Genomic DNA, 16,751 nt, shown 5'->3' with positions numbered 1-16,751 from the left:
TAACTTTACGTAAAGCGAACTTTACTTATGGGAGGATATACTTGCAAAATCTAATCAGAGACAAACGAATACATATGCACATCACACAGGAAGAACTGTCTCAACGGCTTAAGGTCTCCAGGCAGACCATCATATCGTTGGAATCCGGAAAGTACAAACCTTCTCTTGTTCTTGCTCACAAGCTTGCCCAATTATTTGGCTGTCAGATCGAGGAATTATTTATTTTTGAAGGAGATGAGAATATTGAGTTCTGAATTACTGAATCGGATGATCGGGATCGGTGGAATTGTAGCTGGTTTGTTATTTGCAATACTCATTATTTTTTTCACAAGGTTGATTGCAAGAAAGCAAAACGGACTGGATGAGCGATACCTCTATTGTATCACGAGAGCAAAGGCCTTCTCCTGGAATGCGACAACCATCAGTCTTGCTCTGGCTTGGATCCTCGTAGTTATGCTAGACGGAATATCGCTTTCCTTTTTCATTATTACTGCAGTGTTTGTCATTCATTGTTTATCTTCTATTGCGGCAAACCTATACTACTCAGCTCGGAATTAGCCCACCTGTCCGATACATGTGAACCGATTGGACTCGCACAATCCCATATGCTATGTTGAAATGGAAAGCATTTAAATAAGGAGGCAGCTTCTATGTATATCTATTTGGTTCCTTCACCGATTCCGGATGCACTTGCTGCATACCCGCATCTGACTTTGCGAAGCGAAGAGCACGTGCGTCTGGCTATTGAATCCGCAGAACGCCTGATGAATATTGAGTCTGATGATAAAGTAGCCGCATATGAAGCTTTTGATGCCGCAGGCTCCTGGACTGGCGGTGGTTACGCTGTTCTCAACAATATCCCTGTCACAGAGGATGGTCGTAACGATTTTGAAGAACGGTTTAAGAACCGTGCCCGCAAGGTAGAAGACGAGCCTGGCTTTGTCGGTATTCGTGTGCTTCGTCCTCTGAAGGATGACACGTATGTCGTACTTACACTCTGGCAGTCGGAAGAAAACTTCAAAGGCTGGCAGGAATCCCAAGCATATAGTCACGCTCATCGCAACCGCAGTACAAGCGAAGGGCTGACCGCACAGAAGCCCACCATGTTCCCCAGACCTTCTTACGTCACAACGTACACTATAGAATAACGAAATTGGGTCGCATCTGGCTTTTATCGCAGTGGCCCATGTTTTTTCAAACCTCTTCCTGCATGGAAGAGGTTTTTTGCCGTCAATTGTAGAAGGCTCTCATTTTTGACACAGCCATGCTCAGATAGGATAATACTTGTTAAATGAAACTTCGGAAGGGAAGGCGGTACCTTGTCACGCAGTTCACTCACCCGATTTCTAAGCGGACCGTTTATATTCTTTACCATTATCATGATGATCAAAAGTTCACTGGCCTGGATTGTTATCTTTGATGACATCCCTGTCTGGAAACCACTGCTGACCGAATTGCCGCTCATCTGGATCGGCTTCTGTCTAATCGAGTGGTTTGCTGCCAAGCGGCGAATGTGGATATACCTTGCCATGAATTTGCTGCTCTCAGGGATTTTCTTTGCAGCCATCATGTACTACAAATACTATGGTGTAATCGTTAACTATCACGCGCTGGCACAGGTGAATCAGGTGACCTCGGTCAAGAGCAGCATGTTTTCTTTGCTTGACCCCTATTATTTGTTTATTTTTGCAGACGTTCTGATTATCGGGGGGATACTCATTCGTCGTCGGATCAAGCTCGGGAGTACAGAACGTCCGAACCGCATTCCGCTTGAACGACGTGCCAGAAGAAGGGTTGCCTCGGTCATTCTGACCCTTTCCATGATCCTGTGCATGCTCAACATCTATCCCAATCGGGCCAGCATGAGTGAGCTTACACAAGCAGAACAGATGGGCATCCTCGGTTACGAGGCGTATACCATCCTGGATCGACCTGATAAACCTGTGCCCATCGCTCACATTGATCAGACTGACATCGACCAACTGAAGCAATCGACCGAACTTCCTGCGATTGTGGAGCAGGGTGCCGCAAACGGACGCAATGTGATTATGCTCCAGTTGGAATCGTTTCAGAACTTTCTGATTGGATTAGAGGTAGATGGACAAGAGATTACGCCTAATCTGAATCAATTGGCTAGACAGAGCCTGTATTTTCCGAACTTCTATCAGCAAGTGGGACAGGGAAATACATCAGATGCAGAATTTGTTGTGAACACATCTTTTTACACCCCACCGAACGGGGCAGCAACAACCGTATATGCGGATAAAGCTCTGCCGAGTCTACCCAAGTTGATGTCGGCAAACGGATATCAAACAGCCACATTCCATACAAATGATGTTCGTTTCTGGAATCGGGATCAGTTATACAAGGCACTTGGATTCGACCATTATTATGATATTGATTATTTCGGCACGCAGGACTCTATCGCCTTTTCAGCCTCGGATGAAGTACTGTATTCCAAAACACTGGATAAGCTGGAATCCATGCAGTCTTCGGGGAATCCCTTCTATGCCCATATCATCTCTATGTCAGCCCACCACCCGTACACTTTGCCTAAAAACAAGGTGAAGCTGACGCTGCCAGAGCGTTACAAGGATACGTTGCCCGGTGATTATTTGATATCACAGCATTATGCGGATGAGGCAGTTGGACAGTTGATTGCTGGATTGAAAGAACGGGGATTATGGGAAAATAGCTTGTTTGTCTTGTACGGGGATCACCTGGGGCTTCCCATCTACTCACTGGATCGGGATGACAAAGTCCTTATGAAAGAATTGTATGGTCGGGAATACACATCAGCAGATATGATTAATATTCCACTCATTATCTCGGCCCCGGGTGCTACTCCCGGTGTACAGCTGGAGCAGATCGGAGGCCAGGTGGACATTCTGCCAACGATTGCGGGACTCACCGGAGTATCGCTGAAGGACCAATTACACTTCGGACAGGATTTGTTGCATGAAGGTGATAATCTCCTACCCCAACGTTATTACCTTCCTTCCGGGTCAGTGCTAAACGATGCTTCTCTCTTCATACCGGCGAAAGGATACGGGGACGGAACGCATTATTCCCTAGCTGATGCGGGCAGACAAGATACCGAGCAACAGCAGACGGGTGTTCCTTCAGAAGAGATATCGAAGATTTCGGCGGAAAAGGTACCTTCAGTATTCTCCACACCCAATAACAGTGGGCAGTCTTCACGGTTTATAACGAAGGAACAATATGATCGGGCATTGGATCTTGCACACTTGTCCAACAGTTATTTGAGCCAGTTACCGGATCGTAAGTACGCGAACTGATTTTATTTTTTTAATATTCTAAAAAGAGCTTCATAGTGAATCACCAAGTACTGAAGTTTCTTCAAGATTACACATCTATAACGTACATGACCAATCCTGCAAGGATGAACATGTGCGTTATTTGAATTACACACAATCGGCATTCAACCCTTTACCATTTCAGAAGGCTACAAGAGCTAATGGATCAATATTCTTTAAAATATTTAAGTAGTTCCGATTGGAAACTTTCAGCAGTAAAACTACGCTCTCGATTTTTATGAACAATCAGACCATGCGTAAAGCTTATTTTAGAAGTAAAAGGAAGAATTTTTAATCTACCCATCTTTAGTTCGTTTTTGATCGCTATTTTAGGGACCAAGGCAAAACCTTTTCCACAGCATACAAGTTCCTTGATCATCTCAAGACTTGAAAGCTCTAACGCATCCTTAACCACAATCCCTTCATTCTTTAGAACATCTACAGCAGTCGTATGATACAAACAAGATGTGCCGTTACTGATAAACACCTCGTCATTTAGAATCTGCGCCCCTACACTTTCCACTTTCCAAACCAAATCCTCAGATGCAACAAAAACAATAGTCTCTTCCATAATCGGATAAAAGAGAATGTCATGTCGCTCAGGGTTTTGAGGAACAATGCCAAAATCCAGGGCATATTCCAGCACACTTTTTAGAATATCTTGATGCGCCCCTTGTTCAACACGTAAATATACGCTTGGAAAGGTTCTCGTATATTCCTGTACAAATGGAAGCATGCGCGTAAGAAAAAAGGATTCCTGTAGTCTAATATTTATTGTTCCGCACGGCTCATTCATATCATTCATACTTTCTTTAAGGGATTCACTTAAGTGGACATACTGATAAGCATATTTGGAAAATACTTTTCCAGCTTCCGTAGGTTCCACCCCTCGTGGAAATCGATGAAACAACTTCTGTCCGCAGATCTTCTCCAGCTGTTGAATATGAGTTGTTACTGTGGACTGGACATAACCTAAGCGCTCCCCAGCTCGGCTGAAACTCTTCTCTTCAAGCAAAGCAATAAATGCCTGAAAAAAACGACCCTCTAAGGAATTTATCATATCTTTCACCCTTTTGTATTTCGATTTAAAATAGCTAGTATTCAATCTATTCATTATTCAAATAAATAGTTTAATTATACAATAAAAACACGTCATCACCAGTTGTACAAGTAAGTAAGAGAAATAATATTGGACTTCTTAATGAATCCAGAAGGAGATGTAAAAAAATGAAGATTAGTTATCAGCACCAGAAAGTTGGAGATGTCGAAGTTTTTTACCGTGAAGCCGGGCCTAAGGATGGCCCAGTTATTTTACTATTACACGGGTTTCCATCCTCTAGTCATATGTTTCGCGACCTTATTCCCAAACTGGCAGAACAATATCGTGTCATTGCCCCTGATCTTGCTGGGTTTGGTCGCACAGCAACTCCACCGCGTAGTCAGTTTGACTTCACATTTGACAGCCTGTTTCGAGTTATTGAAGGTTTCACTGAAGCATTAGCTCTTAAGAAATATGTAATGTATGTGTTTGATTATGGGGCACCTGTCGGTTATCGCTTGGCAGTGGCTCACCCGGAACAAGTTCAAGCCATTATTAGTCAGAATGGCAACGCATATGTCGAAGGGTTTAGTGACGCATGGGGACCTTGGGAGATGTATTGGCACTCTCCAACACCTGAAAATCGTGAAGCATGTCGTGATTCCTTAACCCCCGAAACTATCCGTAACTTTCAGTATCTTCATGGAACTGATGCTAGCCTTGTTTCACCAGACGGATATTCACTGGATATTGCCTACATGTCACGCCCGGAAGCTGAAGAAATCCAACTGGATTTAATCCTCGATTATAGAACAAACGTGGATCTTTATCCTGAATTTCAGGCTTATTTCCGCAATTATCAACCTCCTCTTCTAGCTGTATGGGGTAAAAATGATCCTGCTTTTCTTCCTGCTGGAGCTTTAGCTTATAAGCGTGATATCCCATCTGCAGAAGTGCATTTACTTGATACTGGGCATTTTGCTCTCGAAACACATGTGACAGAGATCCATGAGCTCATTCACCACTTCTTAAAGAAAATATTTTAAAACCAACTTACATTGGCTCAATCTCAACCTCGAACTAAATAGAAAAAACCCGTAGAAAGCAGGTCCAATAATGGCCTGTTCTACGGGCTTTTTGCATCTGTCATCATTCTTCAAGGTACTTGCAACGCCACTATGATTTAATGTTCTATCCCGTCCAGTTTACAACGGCAGTAGCGCAACCGACTTGCGAGCAGTCAATTGCTCTACCATGGCAAGCCATTCCTGCGGTTTGTTAGGAAGCACTGCATAATATCGATTCAGGAAATCAGCCACTAGGCTTGCTGGCAGTTCACCAAGCGACTCATCACCTGGCATGAAGCACAGGTCCAAGCCGCCAACCGCTTCACCGTCACCTTGCCAAGATGGATGAACATACGGGAAGTCCAGACGCTGATATCCCAGATGGGACAGCACTTCGCGACGCACATACGGGTCCATTGGCTTGATACCGCCAAACTCGTGATCCTGACTCAGATAAGGATTATAAATTTCGGCAAACATACCAAACAATTCTTTCCCGTTTGCTGCAGCCAGCTTTTGCAGATCACGCTTGCGGTGATTCGCCAGGAAACTGCCGATCCCCAGTCCTTCGCGCCCAATAATCGTGAAGTCCGTCATGGCAACGTTCCAATCCTCGTAATAACGGTACTCCGTCGCTCCAACAACCTGTCCCTCATGCACAGCCACGAACACCCGAATACCCGGGTCTTCCAGCGGTTTTTCCCACAGGGGGAAGTCCAGCACTTCTTCCCGCGGGAAAATCTCCTGCATCAGCTTGTGCATTTGTGCAAACAATGGATCTTTAATGGATGTAATACGCGTGAATTCCATGAATAAATACCCCCTCGATTGATAATGTATCTCATTTAACATTTCTTTATCTGAACGGATTCTGCCACTCCATCAGGGCTGCATAGTTGCAGGATTCCTCATCGTCCAGATAGTCTGCGGTCACACCAACCGGCATGCGGCCACAGCGAAGCAGGAACGAGATCACCGGGTCACGCCTCTCTCCCACTGCTACCTGATCCAGATATTCCTGCGCAGACAGTTGGTCTGCAACCAGATGATAACCGGGCATTCTACCAGCACCTAGTAACCGATCCATCCCCTGAACGATGACAAGGTGGTACATCGCCTGCATCATAAGTTGAGCCAGTCCCCATTTGCGGTACTTTGGACGAACACAGAGATCAACAATATACAGCGTGTTGCCATCCCTCTGGTGGTTACGAATATAACCGTCATCCGTTACTTGGGCCCAGGTATGACTTGCTGGATGTGCAGGGTCCCACTGCATCCGTAGCGAGGTCATTGATCCGGCCAACTCTCCATCGACTTCAATACAGATGGCACCCTCCGGGTAATGCTGTACATGACTGGTGAGCTGCTCGTGACTCCAGAGCAGCTCTTCCGGATAAGGAGGAGGGAAACTCTCCGCCTGAATGCGAATGAGTTCCTCAAAGTCGGATGCAACATAATTGCGAACGACTGCTTTTACCCTTTTGCCACTTCGCTCCGGGTCGGTGATCAGCATTTCTTTGGTATACATGTTGCCGGGTCACCCCTTTCCACTGACAAAATGAATTCCCTACTCTGTTTCGCTTCGGTTTTAATTATGTGTTCAAAAAGGTCGGTTTTCAGTACCGAGAAGATGGGATGAAGCTAGAAATGGAGTAGCGGAGCGTAGGGAAGACTACGTGAGCAACGGACATTTCGGCTGAATTCCATATTCGATGCTGATGATGCCACTAGGCATCCTTCGTAATCAAAAGCGGGCTTTTTGAACAACCTCTATAAGGTTGCCTACTCCCAATCGGTATACAGATCAGTACGGCGGTCACGCCAGGTCGTTACCGATCCACGTTCACGTACCTCATACAACAAGTCCAGATCCAGATCGGCGGTCACGATCATATCGTTGTTAATCTCACCCTCGGCCAGAATGCCACGTGGCGGGAACGGGATATCATTCGGCGTAATAATTGCAGCCTGTCCATAGTTGGCACGCATGAAATCAACGGTTGGCAGGTTACCCACTGTTCCGGTTAACACAACATACACCTGATTCTCTACCGCGCGGGCATGACTCGTATAACGCACACGGTAGAATCCGTGACGATCGTCCGTACAGGAAGGACAGAAAATTACGTCTGCGCCTTTGGCTTTGGCCATCCGTACAATTTCCGGAAATTCAATATCGTAACAAGTCAGCATCGCAATACGGCCTTTGTCCGTGTCGAACACCTCAAGTCCCTCTCCGGGAGCCATGTTCCATTCCTGGACTTCGGTTGGTGTAATGTGAATCTTGTCCTGCCGCGCAATGCGACCATCCGGGTAGAACATGTGGGCTGTATTATACAGCTTCCCTTCACGGCGAATGACGTGGGTTCCCCCGATGACGTGCATGCCGTACTTGGCAGCGAGTGACGTGAACAGTTGTTCATATTGTTCCGTAAAGTTTGGCAGATCCTCAATTGTCAGTGCATTGCCTTGTTTGTCCCCAATGGACATTAACTGCGTTGTGAAAAATTCCGGGAACAGGACAAATTCGGTTCCGTATTCACTCGCTGTCCGTATGTAATGCTCAGCCTGAGCGGCGAACTGCTCAAACGAGCTGATTGTGTGCAATTGGTATTGTACAGCGGATACCCGCAGTTTCATGTTCGTACACCTCCATCATGATTATGCTTCCATTGTAACAACGATCCGGGGTCAACAAAAGAGTATTTACACGGAGCATTACAATGACAGAACAACCTTCCGATCGCTTCCCTTACTCACCCAGCATCGACTGAGTGAATCCAATCCACTCTCTCGTGGCAAATGAAAGATAACGATCCTTCCGCCAGATCATGCCGAGCTGCCATGGAATCACCGGTTCCACCACGGGTATAATGCGCACGCGCATATGGTCTACCTCACGACAGATCGTCTCCGGCAGTAAGGCTACCCCCAAATTTGCAGCAACCATCGCGCTGAGCAGATCCCACTGGGAGCTCTCATATACCACACGGGGCTGGAACCCAGCATTCTGACAGGCCACAATAATCCGGTCATGCAATGCAAAATCCTCCCTAAACAGCACAAAGGCATCGTTTTCCAGTTCATGCAATGCAACCGACTCTTTCCCCGCAAGTGGATGTGAAGGGTGTACAAGCAGGTTCAGCTTCTCTTTGACAAACACAAAATGATCCAACAGTTCATCCACGGTTGGCAGTACGGCAACGCCAATATCCAGTGCACCACTGATCACATCGGTCTCTACTTTTTTGGCACCATCCTCAAACAGCTGAATGGTCACCTGCGGGTAGGCTTTGTGAAATTCACCAATGATCATGGGGAAAAAGCTGGACCCCACCATTGGCGGCAAGCCAATCCGCAGGTGGCCTTTCTTCAAGTTCATCAGATCGTCCAATTCGGACGACAGACTGCGGAATGATTTTTCAATCTCAAGTGCCTGCCGAAAAAACACATGACCCGCATCGGTTAGTTCAACTTTCTTCCCATAACGGTCCAATAACGTGATACCCAACTCCTCTTCAAGACTCTTGACCGTCTTGCTGATCGTGGGCTGGGTGATATACAGAACTTCGGCGGCTTTAGTGAAGCTCTGCTGCCGGGCAACTTCCAGAAAATATTGCAAATGGCGGATATCCATCGGTTGATACTCACCTCTCATAGACAAATGGAATAGTAAACATTCTTAATATGCATTTTACTCATGAAAGAATGCCATGTAAAATTTGTGATATCAAATGAATCATTTTCATTTTCATAATAACTTAAACGATTACGTTGATTATACAAGGAGGGATTGAAGTGAAAAAATGGGGCCTTGGTATTGCACAGGTTGCGCTCTTAATGGTTTTTTCACTGCTCATGGACCTGCTGGCCCGTACTCTCCATCTTCCTGTACCAGGTTCAATACTCGGTATGGTTGTGTTATTCATTCTGCTTCAGACTCGTGTCGTGAAGCTGCGCTGGATTGAAGTTGGAGCTGCCTGGCTGCTCGGTGAACTATTGTTATTTTTTATCCCGTCAGCCGTTGGCATTATGAACTATATGCCCATGTTAGAGCATGACGGACTACAGATTTTATTCATCGTACTGCTTAGTACATTCCTGGTCATGTCCTGCACAGGCCTGGTGGCTACACGAATTGCCAAACGAAAGGAGCGTCACACCGGATGATTGGATTCCTCTGCCTGTTGTTAACCGTCGGTATCTATTGGGTTACCAAACGAATGTATCGCAATCTGCCTAAAGTATATCTGTCTCCGTTGCTCATTACACCGCTTCTTGTTGTTGGCATATTGCTTGCAACCGGAACGGATTATGCCACGTATAGCAGTGGTGGCAAATGGCTGAGTCTGCTTCTTCAACCGGCCACGGTGGCTTTTGCCGTACCGCTCTATACCTTTTTCCATGTACTCAAAAAACATATTTCCGAGATTGTCTTCAGTGTCATGACCGGTTCGGTCGTTGCCGTACTTTCTTCTGCCCTGCTCGCCAAATGGTTGCGCCTGGATTCCGGTCTCATTCATAGTCTGATCCCAAGATCGATCACCACCCCAATTGCCATGAACGTATCCGCCACTATCGGTGGCATACCCGCAGTGACAGCTGTTTTTGTTATTATGACTGGTCTGCTCGGAGTAATTATGGGCCCTTCCATCGTCAAAATGCTGCGCATCGATGGGGAGATTGCACGAGGCACACTGTTTGGAACCGGTGCCCATGGCACAGGGACATCCAAGGCGTTTGAACTGAGTTCCCTGACCGGTACCATCTCCAGCATCTCCATGGTGCTCGCTGCATTGTTCACTTTAGCGGTTGCACCCGTGCTTTCTAAACTTATTTTCCCATAATGGATGGAATTATCCACTTTTTTGAAATATTATTGTTGTATTAAAGCCCTTTCTTCCTTACAATAAGGACAGGTTTTTAATTGTGAATATTGCGGGGGAGATGCGATGAAAAGAACCGGAATGAAGAGATCTCTGGACCGTCTTGGACGAATTGTCCTTCCCAAAGAAATGCGGGATACGATGGAAATCCATATCGGCGATCCGCTTGAGTTTTTCATTGAAGGAAAAGAGTTGATTTTAAGAAAGTACAAATCAACATTATGTATTTTTTGCGGTGATGTAGATACGGAAATGTATTTCAAAGAACAATTCATCTGCCGGACTTGTGCAATTCAATTAAAACACCCGGATGACTCTCCCGACTGGTTCGTACCTCAGAACAAACAGGCTCCTGCACCCGTGGAGCGTCCTGCTTCCAAATCCGCCCCAGTCTCATCTCCCGCTAGGGAAGAAGGGACGACAGCTGACAACCAAGAATACCCGGACCTGCGGCCAAAGACGGCACGTATGCTGCAACAGATGAAAGAAATTGTTGAACAGAATCCCGGTTTGGCTCAACAGCAAATTGCGGAAAAGCTTGGCATCAGCCAAGGACGCGTCTCTCAATTAAAAAAGTTACTATAATCAAAATGGCATTTGATCATTTATAGTCAGAAGACCTTCCGATCAGGAAGTCCCGCTGCAAGAGAACCCGTTGTTTTTCGTGGGTTCTTCTTTTTTTTATATTCATATTGTAATGGAAAGGAGTTCTATGGATAAAATTCTGTATTTATCACAATTCGACCTCATGTCCTCCTTATCCGAGGCAGACCTGATTGAAATGGATGGGATGACTTCTATTACGACCATACCTAAAAACAGACAGATCCAGACACCCGATACGTTTACAGAAGGTTTCTATTTTGTAAAACGGGGAAAGGTTCGTTTATATACATTAAATCCGGAGGGCAAGCAGTTCACTCTCGATATTTTGACGGAAGGTAACGTGTTTGGAGAAATGAACGGAATCTCACTCGGAACACGTGCCGTTTATATCGAAACGATGGAGGAGTGTGATATTTGCCTGATGAACAAACAACGCTTTGAACAGTTTCTGATTGAACATCCGGAATTTATGATGAGACTAATGAACGTACTAAGCGAGCGGATCAAACGAATGAGCGAGTTGACACAGACGCTCGCACTCGGAAACCTGCATGAAAAGGTGATACATAATCTCTTCCGGCTGGCTGAACAGATGGGATGGATCGAAGAAGATGAGTACTGCCGGATTCAACTCGGGCTTACCCATCAGGAGATTGCCTGGATGGCAGGAGCCACACGGGAATCGGTTACGATTGTCATGCAAGAGTTAGCAAGAGCCGGCCGTATTCGTACCGGATTCAAATCAGTCTCCCTTCATCGTGACGAAATCGCTAACCTCCGCAAAATCACTACCCACTTGTAAGATGCCTTACATCCCTGTTCTCCAGCCAGTTGTATTGTATAACGCATGATGTTATACAACCAAGGAGGAATATACTGTTGAATGCTAAGCCAGATCTATTTATCCCTGAAGACATTTTTCTTCGCAAAGGTGCCCGTAAAGCAACGGAAATTCCTGAGCATATCCGCAATTGGCTACAAGCAGGACATATCGAATCGGTCAATCTGACCGAATGGCTGGCTGTAGATCATGTTTCTCTTTTTCAGAAGGTTACCCATGAATGGGGAATGGATGCCGAAACCAGAGCAATTACAGAGCAGTTAACACAGATGAATGAGCAGCGGATCATGAAAATCATCCCGGCCATAGCCATGCAATGGCTTGATCTGTTGAAACGTCCATCAGTCAATGAAAAAACGAATCTCTTTTGTTCCATTGCAGAGCATCGTTCAGACAGTGTTCGCTGCTGGGCGGCTTATATCATTGGGCTAGATTCCGGTCTGAACCTGACTGAAAAGTTGGAGCATATTCGGCCCTTTGCAGCAGATCATCACTTTGGTGTAAGAGAAATCGCCTGGATGGCTGTACGGGAGTCCATCTCTGCCGAATTATCCTTAGCCTTGCAGCAGTTAATCCCATGGAGCGTTGACCCTGATCCACTGATCCGTCGCTTTGCCATAGAATCAATCAGACCTCGTGGCGTCTGGGCCAAGCATATTCAGGAGTTAAAAGAAAATCCGGCCATGGCCCTTCCCTTGCTTGACGCAGTAAAATCCGATGCCCATAAGTATGTACAGGATTCGGTAAGTAACTGGCTGAACGACGCCAGCAAGACCAATCCAGAGTGGATGCGGCAGGTCTGTGCCACTTGGACTCAGCAGTCGGATACCCAACATACGCGGCGAATCGTTACACGTGCCACGCGAAGTCTTACATAAAAAAAGATGACCACCGCTCTCTGGCAGTGGTCATCTTCTGCATAGGCATCCGCGTTTACATTCCTTTTGACAGGAATACCTTTTCCACGTTGAACAGCCCAATTACGTTCCCTCTTATCTTTAACTTACGCCTGAATCGCGTCCATCTGGCCTTCTTCTTCCGCTTCCAATCTGCGCATGCCCACAACCAAAACAATTATGTTAGCTACCAACAACACAGCCGGGAACGGAACAGCAGCGTATTGTGCATAGATCAGATGACTTCCCACGGCCCCAATCAGAATGAATGTCAGTATGCCAGAAGCCAGGATGCGAGTACGTGGAATCAGCAAACCTACTGCACTAAGCAACTCCGCGGCACCCAGCAGATACATGGTCCATGTCGGATAAGAGAAACTTTCGAATGTCTGAATCATCATGTCTGCTCCACTAATCTTGTTAAACCCCGTCATGACGAAGACACCTGCTAACACAACCAGAAAAACGTAACCCAAAATCTTGTTCATATGTATATCCTCCTGTAACAAATTATATGTTCCTACTAGGTAATGATTATTTTGCTTCACATTGTAAAAAAAAGAATCTATGTAAAAGTTCCCAAAGGTCACTCTGTTTTCAAGCGTTCAGCCCCGTTCAATTTTCAGAATAGTACGCGTTCATATTATACGTATTATTTATCACCAACTTACTTTTGTGAAGTTAGTATATAATAATAATATAATTTCTTCAAGTAATTTTTCACTGTATGATGTATAATACATACAAAAGGTATGTTACAGTATATTTTGTAGTAACCCTCATTTACTTGGATGTCCTATATTCTTAAAGCGGCAGAAATCATGTCCTTTCATATACAACTTTGAAGAAAATCATTATGAATCGAGGTGAACACGTTGAAGCTGAAAAAAGTAAAATCACCAAGTCCCTGTATGATCACTCAAGCCATAGACATCATAGGCAAGAAGTGGGTACTGTTAATCATGTACCAACTGTTGTCCGGACCCAAGCGGTTTACGGAGCTTGAAGCAGAGATGGCGATCAGTGGACGACTTTTATCGGAGAGATTGAAGGAAATGGAGACGGAAGGTATCGTAACCCGACACATGTTTCCCGAGATACCTCCCCGTGTAGAGTATGAATTGACACCGAAAGGCAGAGCCATTGAACCTGTCATTGATCAGATCTACAGTTGGTCATCCGACTGGTTGAAACAGCAGAAATCCGAGTAGTTGAATTGCTACTTAATAATCTCTACTCAACACAAATACGCCTGAATCAGGCTGATCTGCGGATCATTCCCTGATTCAGGCGTATTTATATTACCTTCAACCTTTTAATGAGAAAGATGTTTTGAAGGCTGAAGCTGTACCGGCAGACCGGAATCTGCCGATGCCAGCGCCGCCGTCGTAATCTCCTGTGTACGGCAGGCATCCGCATAATCGGACAGAATTCGTGAACGGTCTCCCGTACGCAGGGCGTGAATGAACGCTTCATTCTCACGCTCGTATGGGTTATGTCCTGCCGGAATCTCCAGACCTGCCATCGCATGTTTTGCGGCACTTGGCAGAAGCAAACGTTCTGGCGTCCAATCCCACACACCTGCATCCGTGTAGAACTGGAGTCCTGCGCCGCCCTCTCCGTCTGGCAACAGACATGTATTGGCGATACTGGCAATCGCTCCACTTTCCAGCTTGAGCGTCACATTTGCCACATCGGCTACGGTCACATGCTCATGCTTCTCATGCATGCTTCGCTGAGCTGCTACAGCATATACCTCCGTAACTTCTCCTGCACAATACCGAAGCAAGTCTACAATATGTGTAGTCTGCTCTACGAATTGTCCTCCTGAACCGTCCTGACGCCGCCACCAGGCGACCCCTGGCATTCCGCCCATCCAGCGGCCAAGAGCCATGCCGACCGTCTGTTCTTTCATCGATTGCCGCAGGACCTGCGCAGCCTCCTGATAACGGAAATGGTATCCTACAGAGGTTAACAACCCACTCTTTTGCACCTGATCCAACACCTGACGCGGAACATCCATTCCGGTGCTCAACGGTTTCTCCACCAGGAATGGAATACCGCGGCGGATTAATTCGGATTCAATCGATCCGTGAGACATCGGAGGTACACAGATATACACCGCATCCAGCTTCTCACCATCCAGCATATGTTCAAGTTCCCCGTAACCAACAGCATCATAAACGGAGGCCATAGCCTCTGCCTTTTCGAACGATGTTCCACAGACACTCGCAACACGAATACCTTCCATCCGTGCGAGAATATCCGCGTGTACCTTACTGAACCAGCCTGTTCCAATGATTCCGATCTGTAATGTCATGGATGTAATCCCCTCTCTATGTTACACGCTTACATGTTCCATTCGACTCTCGATCTTGAAATCCTGCCTTAGATTTTGCCGGATGCTTCCAGCAACAGCTGATCCAGTTCCTCTGTATGTTTAACCTCTTGCTCTTCAGACCAGTCCAAACGACCTGCCATATACGAGATAACTGCTGCTTTATAGCGACGAACTTCATCAATACGGAAGAATAAATCACCTGTTCTTCGTACCAAAAAGTCAGATGGGGTTGCAGCCATCTCTTCATCAATCGCGTAATGTAGCATCAGCAATAACTCCTGTGGCATGCCATGAAGCTCGGACTTGGTGCGTGGATCGGGCATTCGCTCATACAGTGCCTCCACATTGGAACCATACGTGCGAACCAGCCGCTCCGCAGCCGGTCGGGCAAGCCCGAGGGCAACACCGTCCTTGATCTTGCGCTCCGCATACGATACAAATCCAGCCGATCCCCCTACATCACCGCCGGAGATGGGCATCTTCTTCGTTACACAAGGGCCTATGGAATGCCCACTCTCCTGCTCCATCTGGCGTGCGACCAGATCAACAACCATCTCGGCCATTTTACGGTATCCAGTTAACTTGCCCCCGGCAATCGTAATCAGATTGGATTCGGATACCCAGACTTCATCTTTACGTGATATTTCGGAAGGATTCTTGCCTTCCTCATGAATTAGTGGACGTACACCCGCCCATCCGGATTCCACGTCCTCGGTACCAATGTGTACATCTGGAAACATGCCATTAACTGCATCAATCACATAATCGCGATCCGCGTCGGAAATTTGCGGGTGTGCAGGATCATCCTGATATACAGTGTCGGTTGTGCCTACATAGGTTTTTCCATCACGTGGGACAGCAAAGACCATTCGACCATCTGGTGTATCAAAATAGACGGCCTGTCTTAATGGGAATCGTTCACCATCAAAGACCAAATGAATGCCTTTGGTCATCTGCAGTGTTTTCCCATGGCGCGAACCGTCCAATTCCCGCAGACCGTCCACCCATGGACCGGAAGCGTTGATCACCTTGCTTGCTTTTAGCGTATAGATCTGCCCATCGATCTGATCCACGGCTTCAATACCTGTAATCTTGCCATTCTCCTTCAGGAAACCTTTCGCCTTGACGTAGTTCACTGCCTGTGCCCCACGTTTGACAGCTTCTTTCATAACTTCTATGGTGAGCCTGGCATCATCAGTCCGGTACTCCACATAGAGTCCACCACCCAACAACCCCTGTTTGCGTAACAGAGGTTCACTATCTGACACCGCTCCAGCATTCAACATTTGGCGCCGTTCACTGCGCTTCACCCCGGCAAGCCGATCATACACCATCAGTCCAATGGATGTGCTGAAACGGCCGAACGTGCCAGCCGTATAGATCGGTAACAACATCGGTTCCGGTGTGGTCACATGTGGCCCATTTTCATAAACTACAGCCCGCTCCCGTCCTACCTCAGCAACCATCTTCACTTCATATTGCTTCAAATAACGCAATCCGCCATGGACAAGTTTGGTCGAACGACTGGATGTACCTGCTGCAAAATCCTGCATTTCTACAAGCGCCGTCTTCAACCCACGCGAAGCCGCATCCAATGCAATCCCTGCGCCTGTAATCCCGCCGCCAATAATCAATACGTCAAAATGTGCATTCGCCATATTTTGCAAATATTCGGTCCGTTGTGCTGACGAGAACGTTTCTGTCATTCTTGAACCTCCCATTGATTTCCTTAATATTTCCGTAAAAAACAAAAAA

At 46.4% G+C, this 16,751-nt stretch carries 19 protein-coding genes; 11 read left to right on the top strand and 8 right to left on the bottom strand.

From position 1 onward, the window contains the following. Positions 1–41 precede the first annotated feature (41 nt). The 4 genes from PAEAM_RS16475 to PAEAM_RS16460 all read left to right on the top strand — a co-directional run bounded on the left by PAEAM_RS16475 (position 42) and on the right by PAEAM_RS16460 (position 3,299). A complete protein-coding gene (locus PAEAM_RS16475) occupies positions 42–254 on the top strand; it encodes a helix-turn-helix transcriptional regulator (RefSeq protein ID WP_036612923.1) in 213 nt (70 codons plus the stop codon). Then, positions 244–558: a hypothetical protein gene (locus PAEAM_RS16470; RefSeq protein ID WP_100528275.1), complete on the top strand. Its 315-nt coding sequence runs from the start codon at positions 244–246 to the stop codon at positions 556–558. The genes PAEAM_RS16475 and PAEAM_RS16470 overlap by 11 nt, the downstream gene beginning before the upstream one ends. A gap of 92 nt (positions 559–650) precedes the next feature. Continuing rightward, a complete protein-coding gene (locus tag PAEAM_RS32510; RefSeq protein ID WP_100528274.1) occupies positions 651–1,148 on the top strand; it encodes an antibiotic biosynthesis monooxygenase family protein in 498 nt (165 codons plus the stop codon). A 171-nt stretch (positions 1,149–1,319) separates the two neighbouring features. Beyond that, the gene (locus PAEAM_RS16460; protein ID WP_243391386.1) at positions 1,320–3,299 is read left to right on the top strand and encodes an LTA synthase family protein; all 1,980 of its coding nucleotides are present in this window, start codon (positions 1,320–1,322) and stop codon (positions 3,297–3,299) included. Between the two features lie 184 nt (positions 3,300–3,483). Here the strand turns inward: PAEAM_RS16460 and PAEAM_RS16455 are convergent, their stop codons facing one another. Further along, positions 3,484–4,431 carry a LysR family transcriptional regulator gene (locus PAEAM_RS16455; protein ID WP_347707879.1) on the bottom strand — a complete coding sequence of 316 codons (948 nt, stop codon included), beginning with the start codon at positions 4,429–4,431 and terminating at the stop codon, positions 3,484–3,486. A 113-nt stretch (positions 4,432–4,544) separates the two neighbouring features. On the opposite strand from PAEAM_RS16455, the gene PAEAM_RS16450 reads away from it, so the two are divergent. After that, complete coding sequence (locus tag PAEAM_RS16450; protein ID WP_100528272.1) at positions 4,545–5,402, top strand: alpha/beta fold hydrolase; 858 nt, start codon at positions 4,545–4,547, stop codon at positions 5,400–5,402. Positions 5,403–5,561: 159 nt separating this feature from the next. Here PAEAM_RS16450 and PAEAM_RS16445 read toward each other — a convergent pair whose 3' ends face one another. The 4 genes from PAEAM_RS16445 to cidR form a co-directional block, all read right to left on the bottom strand. Then, entirely contained in the window at positions 5,562–6,233 is a 672-nt protein-coding gene (locus PAEAM_RS16445) for a GNAT family acetyltransferase (RefSeq protein WP_100528271.1), read from the bottom strand. A gap of 46 nt (positions 6,234–6,279) precedes the next feature. Continuing rightward, positions 6,280–6,954: a GNAT family N-acetyltransferase gene (locus tag PAEAM_RS16440; protein WP_100528270.1), complete on the bottom strand. Its 675-nt coding sequence runs from the start codon at positions 6,952–6,954 to the stop codon at positions 6,280–6,282. A gap of 254 nt (positions 6,955–7,208) precedes the next feature. Further along, positions 7,209–8,066, bottom strand: coding sequence for a carbon-nitrogen hydrolase family protein (locus tag PAEAM_RS16435; protein WP_036612939.1), 858 nt, complete (start codon positions 8,064–8,066; stop codon positions 7,209–7,211). 112 nt (positions 8,067–8,178) lie between these two features. After that, positions 8,179–9,063, bottom strand: coding sequence for a cidABC operon transcriptional activator CidR (cidR, locus tag PAEAM_RS16430; protein ID WP_100528269.1), 885 nt, complete (start codon positions 9,061–9,063; stop codon positions 8,179–8,181). A 161-nt stretch (positions 9,064–9,224) separates the two neighbouring features. Here cidR and PAEAM_RS16425 point away from each other — a divergent pair, with 161 nt between their 5' ends. The 5 genes from PAEAM_RS16425 to PAEAM_RS16405 all read left to right on the top strand — a co-directional run bounded on the left by PAEAM_RS16425 (position 9,225) and on the right by PAEAM_RS16405 (position 12,637). Beyond that, positions 9,225–9,596 carry a CidA/LrgA family protein gene (locus PAEAM_RS16425; protein ID WP_017691758.1) on the top strand — a complete coding sequence of 124 codons (372 nt, stop codon included), beginning with the start codon at positions 9,225–9,227 and terminating at the stop codon, positions 9,594–9,596. Beyond that, positions 9,593–10,273 (top strand): CidB/LrgB family autolysis modulator, encoded by a 681-nt coding sequence (locus PAEAM_RS16420; RefSeq protein WP_076251772.1) that lies wholly within the window; start codon positions 9,593–9,595, stop codon positions 10,271–10,273. The genes PAEAM_RS16425 and PAEAM_RS16420 overlap by 4 nt, the downstream gene beginning before the upstream one ends. 105 nt (positions 10,274–10,378) lie before the next feature. After that, positions 10,379–10,897 carry an AbrB/MazE/SpoVT family DNA-binding domain-containing protein gene (locus PAEAM_RS16415; protein ID WP_047840820.1) on the top strand — a complete coding sequence of 173 codons (519 nt, stop codon included), beginning with the start codon at positions 10,379–10,381 and terminating at the stop codon, positions 10,895–10,897. 127 nt (positions 10,898–11,024) lie between these two features. After that, positions 11,025–11,720 (top strand): Crp/Fnr family transcriptional regulator, encoded by a 696-nt coding sequence (locus tag PAEAM_RS16410; RefSeq protein WP_100528268.1) that lies wholly within the window; start codon positions 11,025–11,027, stop codon positions 11,718–11,720. A gap of 77 nt (positions 11,721–11,797) precedes the next feature. Then, the gene (locus tag PAEAM_RS16405) at positions 11,798–12,637 is read left to right on the top strand and encodes a DNA alkylation repair protein (RefSeq protein WP_243391385.1); all 840 of its coding nucleotides are present in this window, start codon (positions 11,798–11,800) and stop codon (positions 12,635–12,637) included. Positions 12,638–12,762: 125 nt separating this feature from the next. Here the strand turns inward: PAEAM_RS16405 and PAEAM_RS16400 are convergent, their stop codons facing one another. Next, complete coding sequence (locus PAEAM_RS16400; RefSeq protein ID WP_051447288.1) at positions 12,763–13,143, bottom strand: DoxX family protein; 381 nt, start codon at positions 13,141–13,143, stop codon at positions 12,763–12,765. Between the two features lie 423 nt (positions 13,144–13,566). On the opposite strand from PAEAM_RS16400, the gene PAEAM_RS16395 reads away from it, so the two are divergent. Next, on the top strand, positions 13,567–13,866 hold the full coding sequence (locus PAEAM_RS16395; protein WP_026081419.1) for a winged helix-turn-helix transcriptional regulator: 300 nt from the start codon (positions 13,567–13,569) through the stop codon (positions 13,864–13,866). A gap of 104 nt (positions 13,867–13,970) precedes the next feature. Here PAEAM_RS16395 and PAEAM_RS16390 read toward each other — a convergent pair whose 3' ends face one another. Both PAEAM_RS16390 and PAEAM_RS16385 read right to left on the bottom strand, forming a co-directional pair. Then, positions 13,971–14,975: a Gfo/Idh/MocA family protein gene (locus PAEAM_RS16390; protein WP_100528267.1), complete on the bottom strand. Its 1,005-nt coding sequence runs from the start codon at positions 14,973–14,975 to the stop codon at positions 13,971–13,973. 68 nt (positions 14,976–15,043) lie between these two features. Further along, complete coding sequence (locus PAEAM_RS16385) at positions 15,044–16,702, bottom strand: glycerol-3-phosphate dehydrogenase/oxidase (protein WP_100528266.1); 1,659 nt, start codon at positions 16,700–16,702, stop codon at positions 15,044–15,046. Between the last annotated feature and the right edge of the window lie 49 nt (positions 16,703–16,751).

The sequence above is a fragment of the Paenibacillus sp. GM1FR genome (assembly GCF_002803315.1).
Classification (GTDB): domain Bacteria; phylum Bacillota; class Bacilli; order Paenibacillales; family Paenibacillaceae; genus Paenibacillus; species Paenibacillus amylolyticus.
The sequence above is the reverse complement of the archived record's forward strand: the minus strand, read 5'-3'. Positions and strand labels throughout refer to the sequence as shown.

Coding starts and splice junctions, on each gene's coding strand:
- PAEAM_RS32510 (WP_100528274.1), top strand. CDS start 651: ATGTATATCTATTTGGTTCCTTCACCGATTCCGGATGCACTTGCTGCA.
- PAEAM_RS16395 (WP_026081419.1), top strand. CDS start 13,567: ATGATCACTCAAGCCATAGACATCATAGGCAAGAAGTGGGTACTGTTA.
- PAEAM_RS16385 (WP_100528266.1), bottom strand. CDS start 16,702: ATGACAGAAACGTTCTCGTCAGCACAACGGACCGAATATTTGCAAAAT.
- PAEAM_RS16450 (WP_100528272.1), top strand. CDS start 4,545: ATGAAGATTAGTTATCAGCACCAGAAAGTTGGAGATGTCGAAGTTTTT.
- PAEAM_RS16410 (WP_100528268.1), top strand. CDS start 11,025: ATGGATAAAATTCTGTATTTATCACAATTCGACCTCATGTCCTCCTTA.
- PAEAM_RS16435 (WP_036612939.1), bottom strand. CDS start 8,066: ATGAAACTGCGGGTATCCGCTGTACAATACCAATTGCACACAATCAGC.
- cidR (WP_100528269.1), bottom strand. CDS start 9,063: ATGGATATCCGCCATTTGCAATATTTTCTGGAAGTTGCCCGGCAGCAG.
- PAEAM_RS16445 (WP_100528271.1), bottom strand. CDS start 6,233: ATGGAATTCACGCGTATTACATCCATTAAAGATCCATTGTTTGCACAA.
- PAEAM_RS16455 (WP_347707879.1), bottom strand. CDS start 4,431: ATGAATAGATTGAATACTAGCTATTTTAAATCGAAATACAAAAGGGTG.
- PAEAM_RS16400 (WP_051447288.1), bottom strand. CDS start 13,143: ATGAACAAGATTTTGGGTTACGTTTTTCTGGTTGTGTTAGCAGGTGTC.
- PAEAM_RS16440 (WP_100528270.1), bottom strand. CDS start 6,954: ATGTATACCAAAGAAATGCTGATCACCGACCCGGAGCGAAGTGGCAAA.
- PAEAM_RS16390 (WP_100528267.1), bottom strand. CDS start 14,975: ATGACATTACAGATCGGAATCATTGGAACAGGCTGGTTCAGTAAGGTA.
- PAEAM_RS16415 (WP_047840820.1), top strand. CDS start 10,379: ATGAAAAGAACCGGAATGAAGAGATCTCTGGACCGTCTTGGACGAATT.
- PAEAM_RS16420 (WP_076251772.1), top strand. CDS start 9,593: ATGATTGGATTCCTCTGCCTGTTGTTAACCGTCGGTATCTATTGGGTT.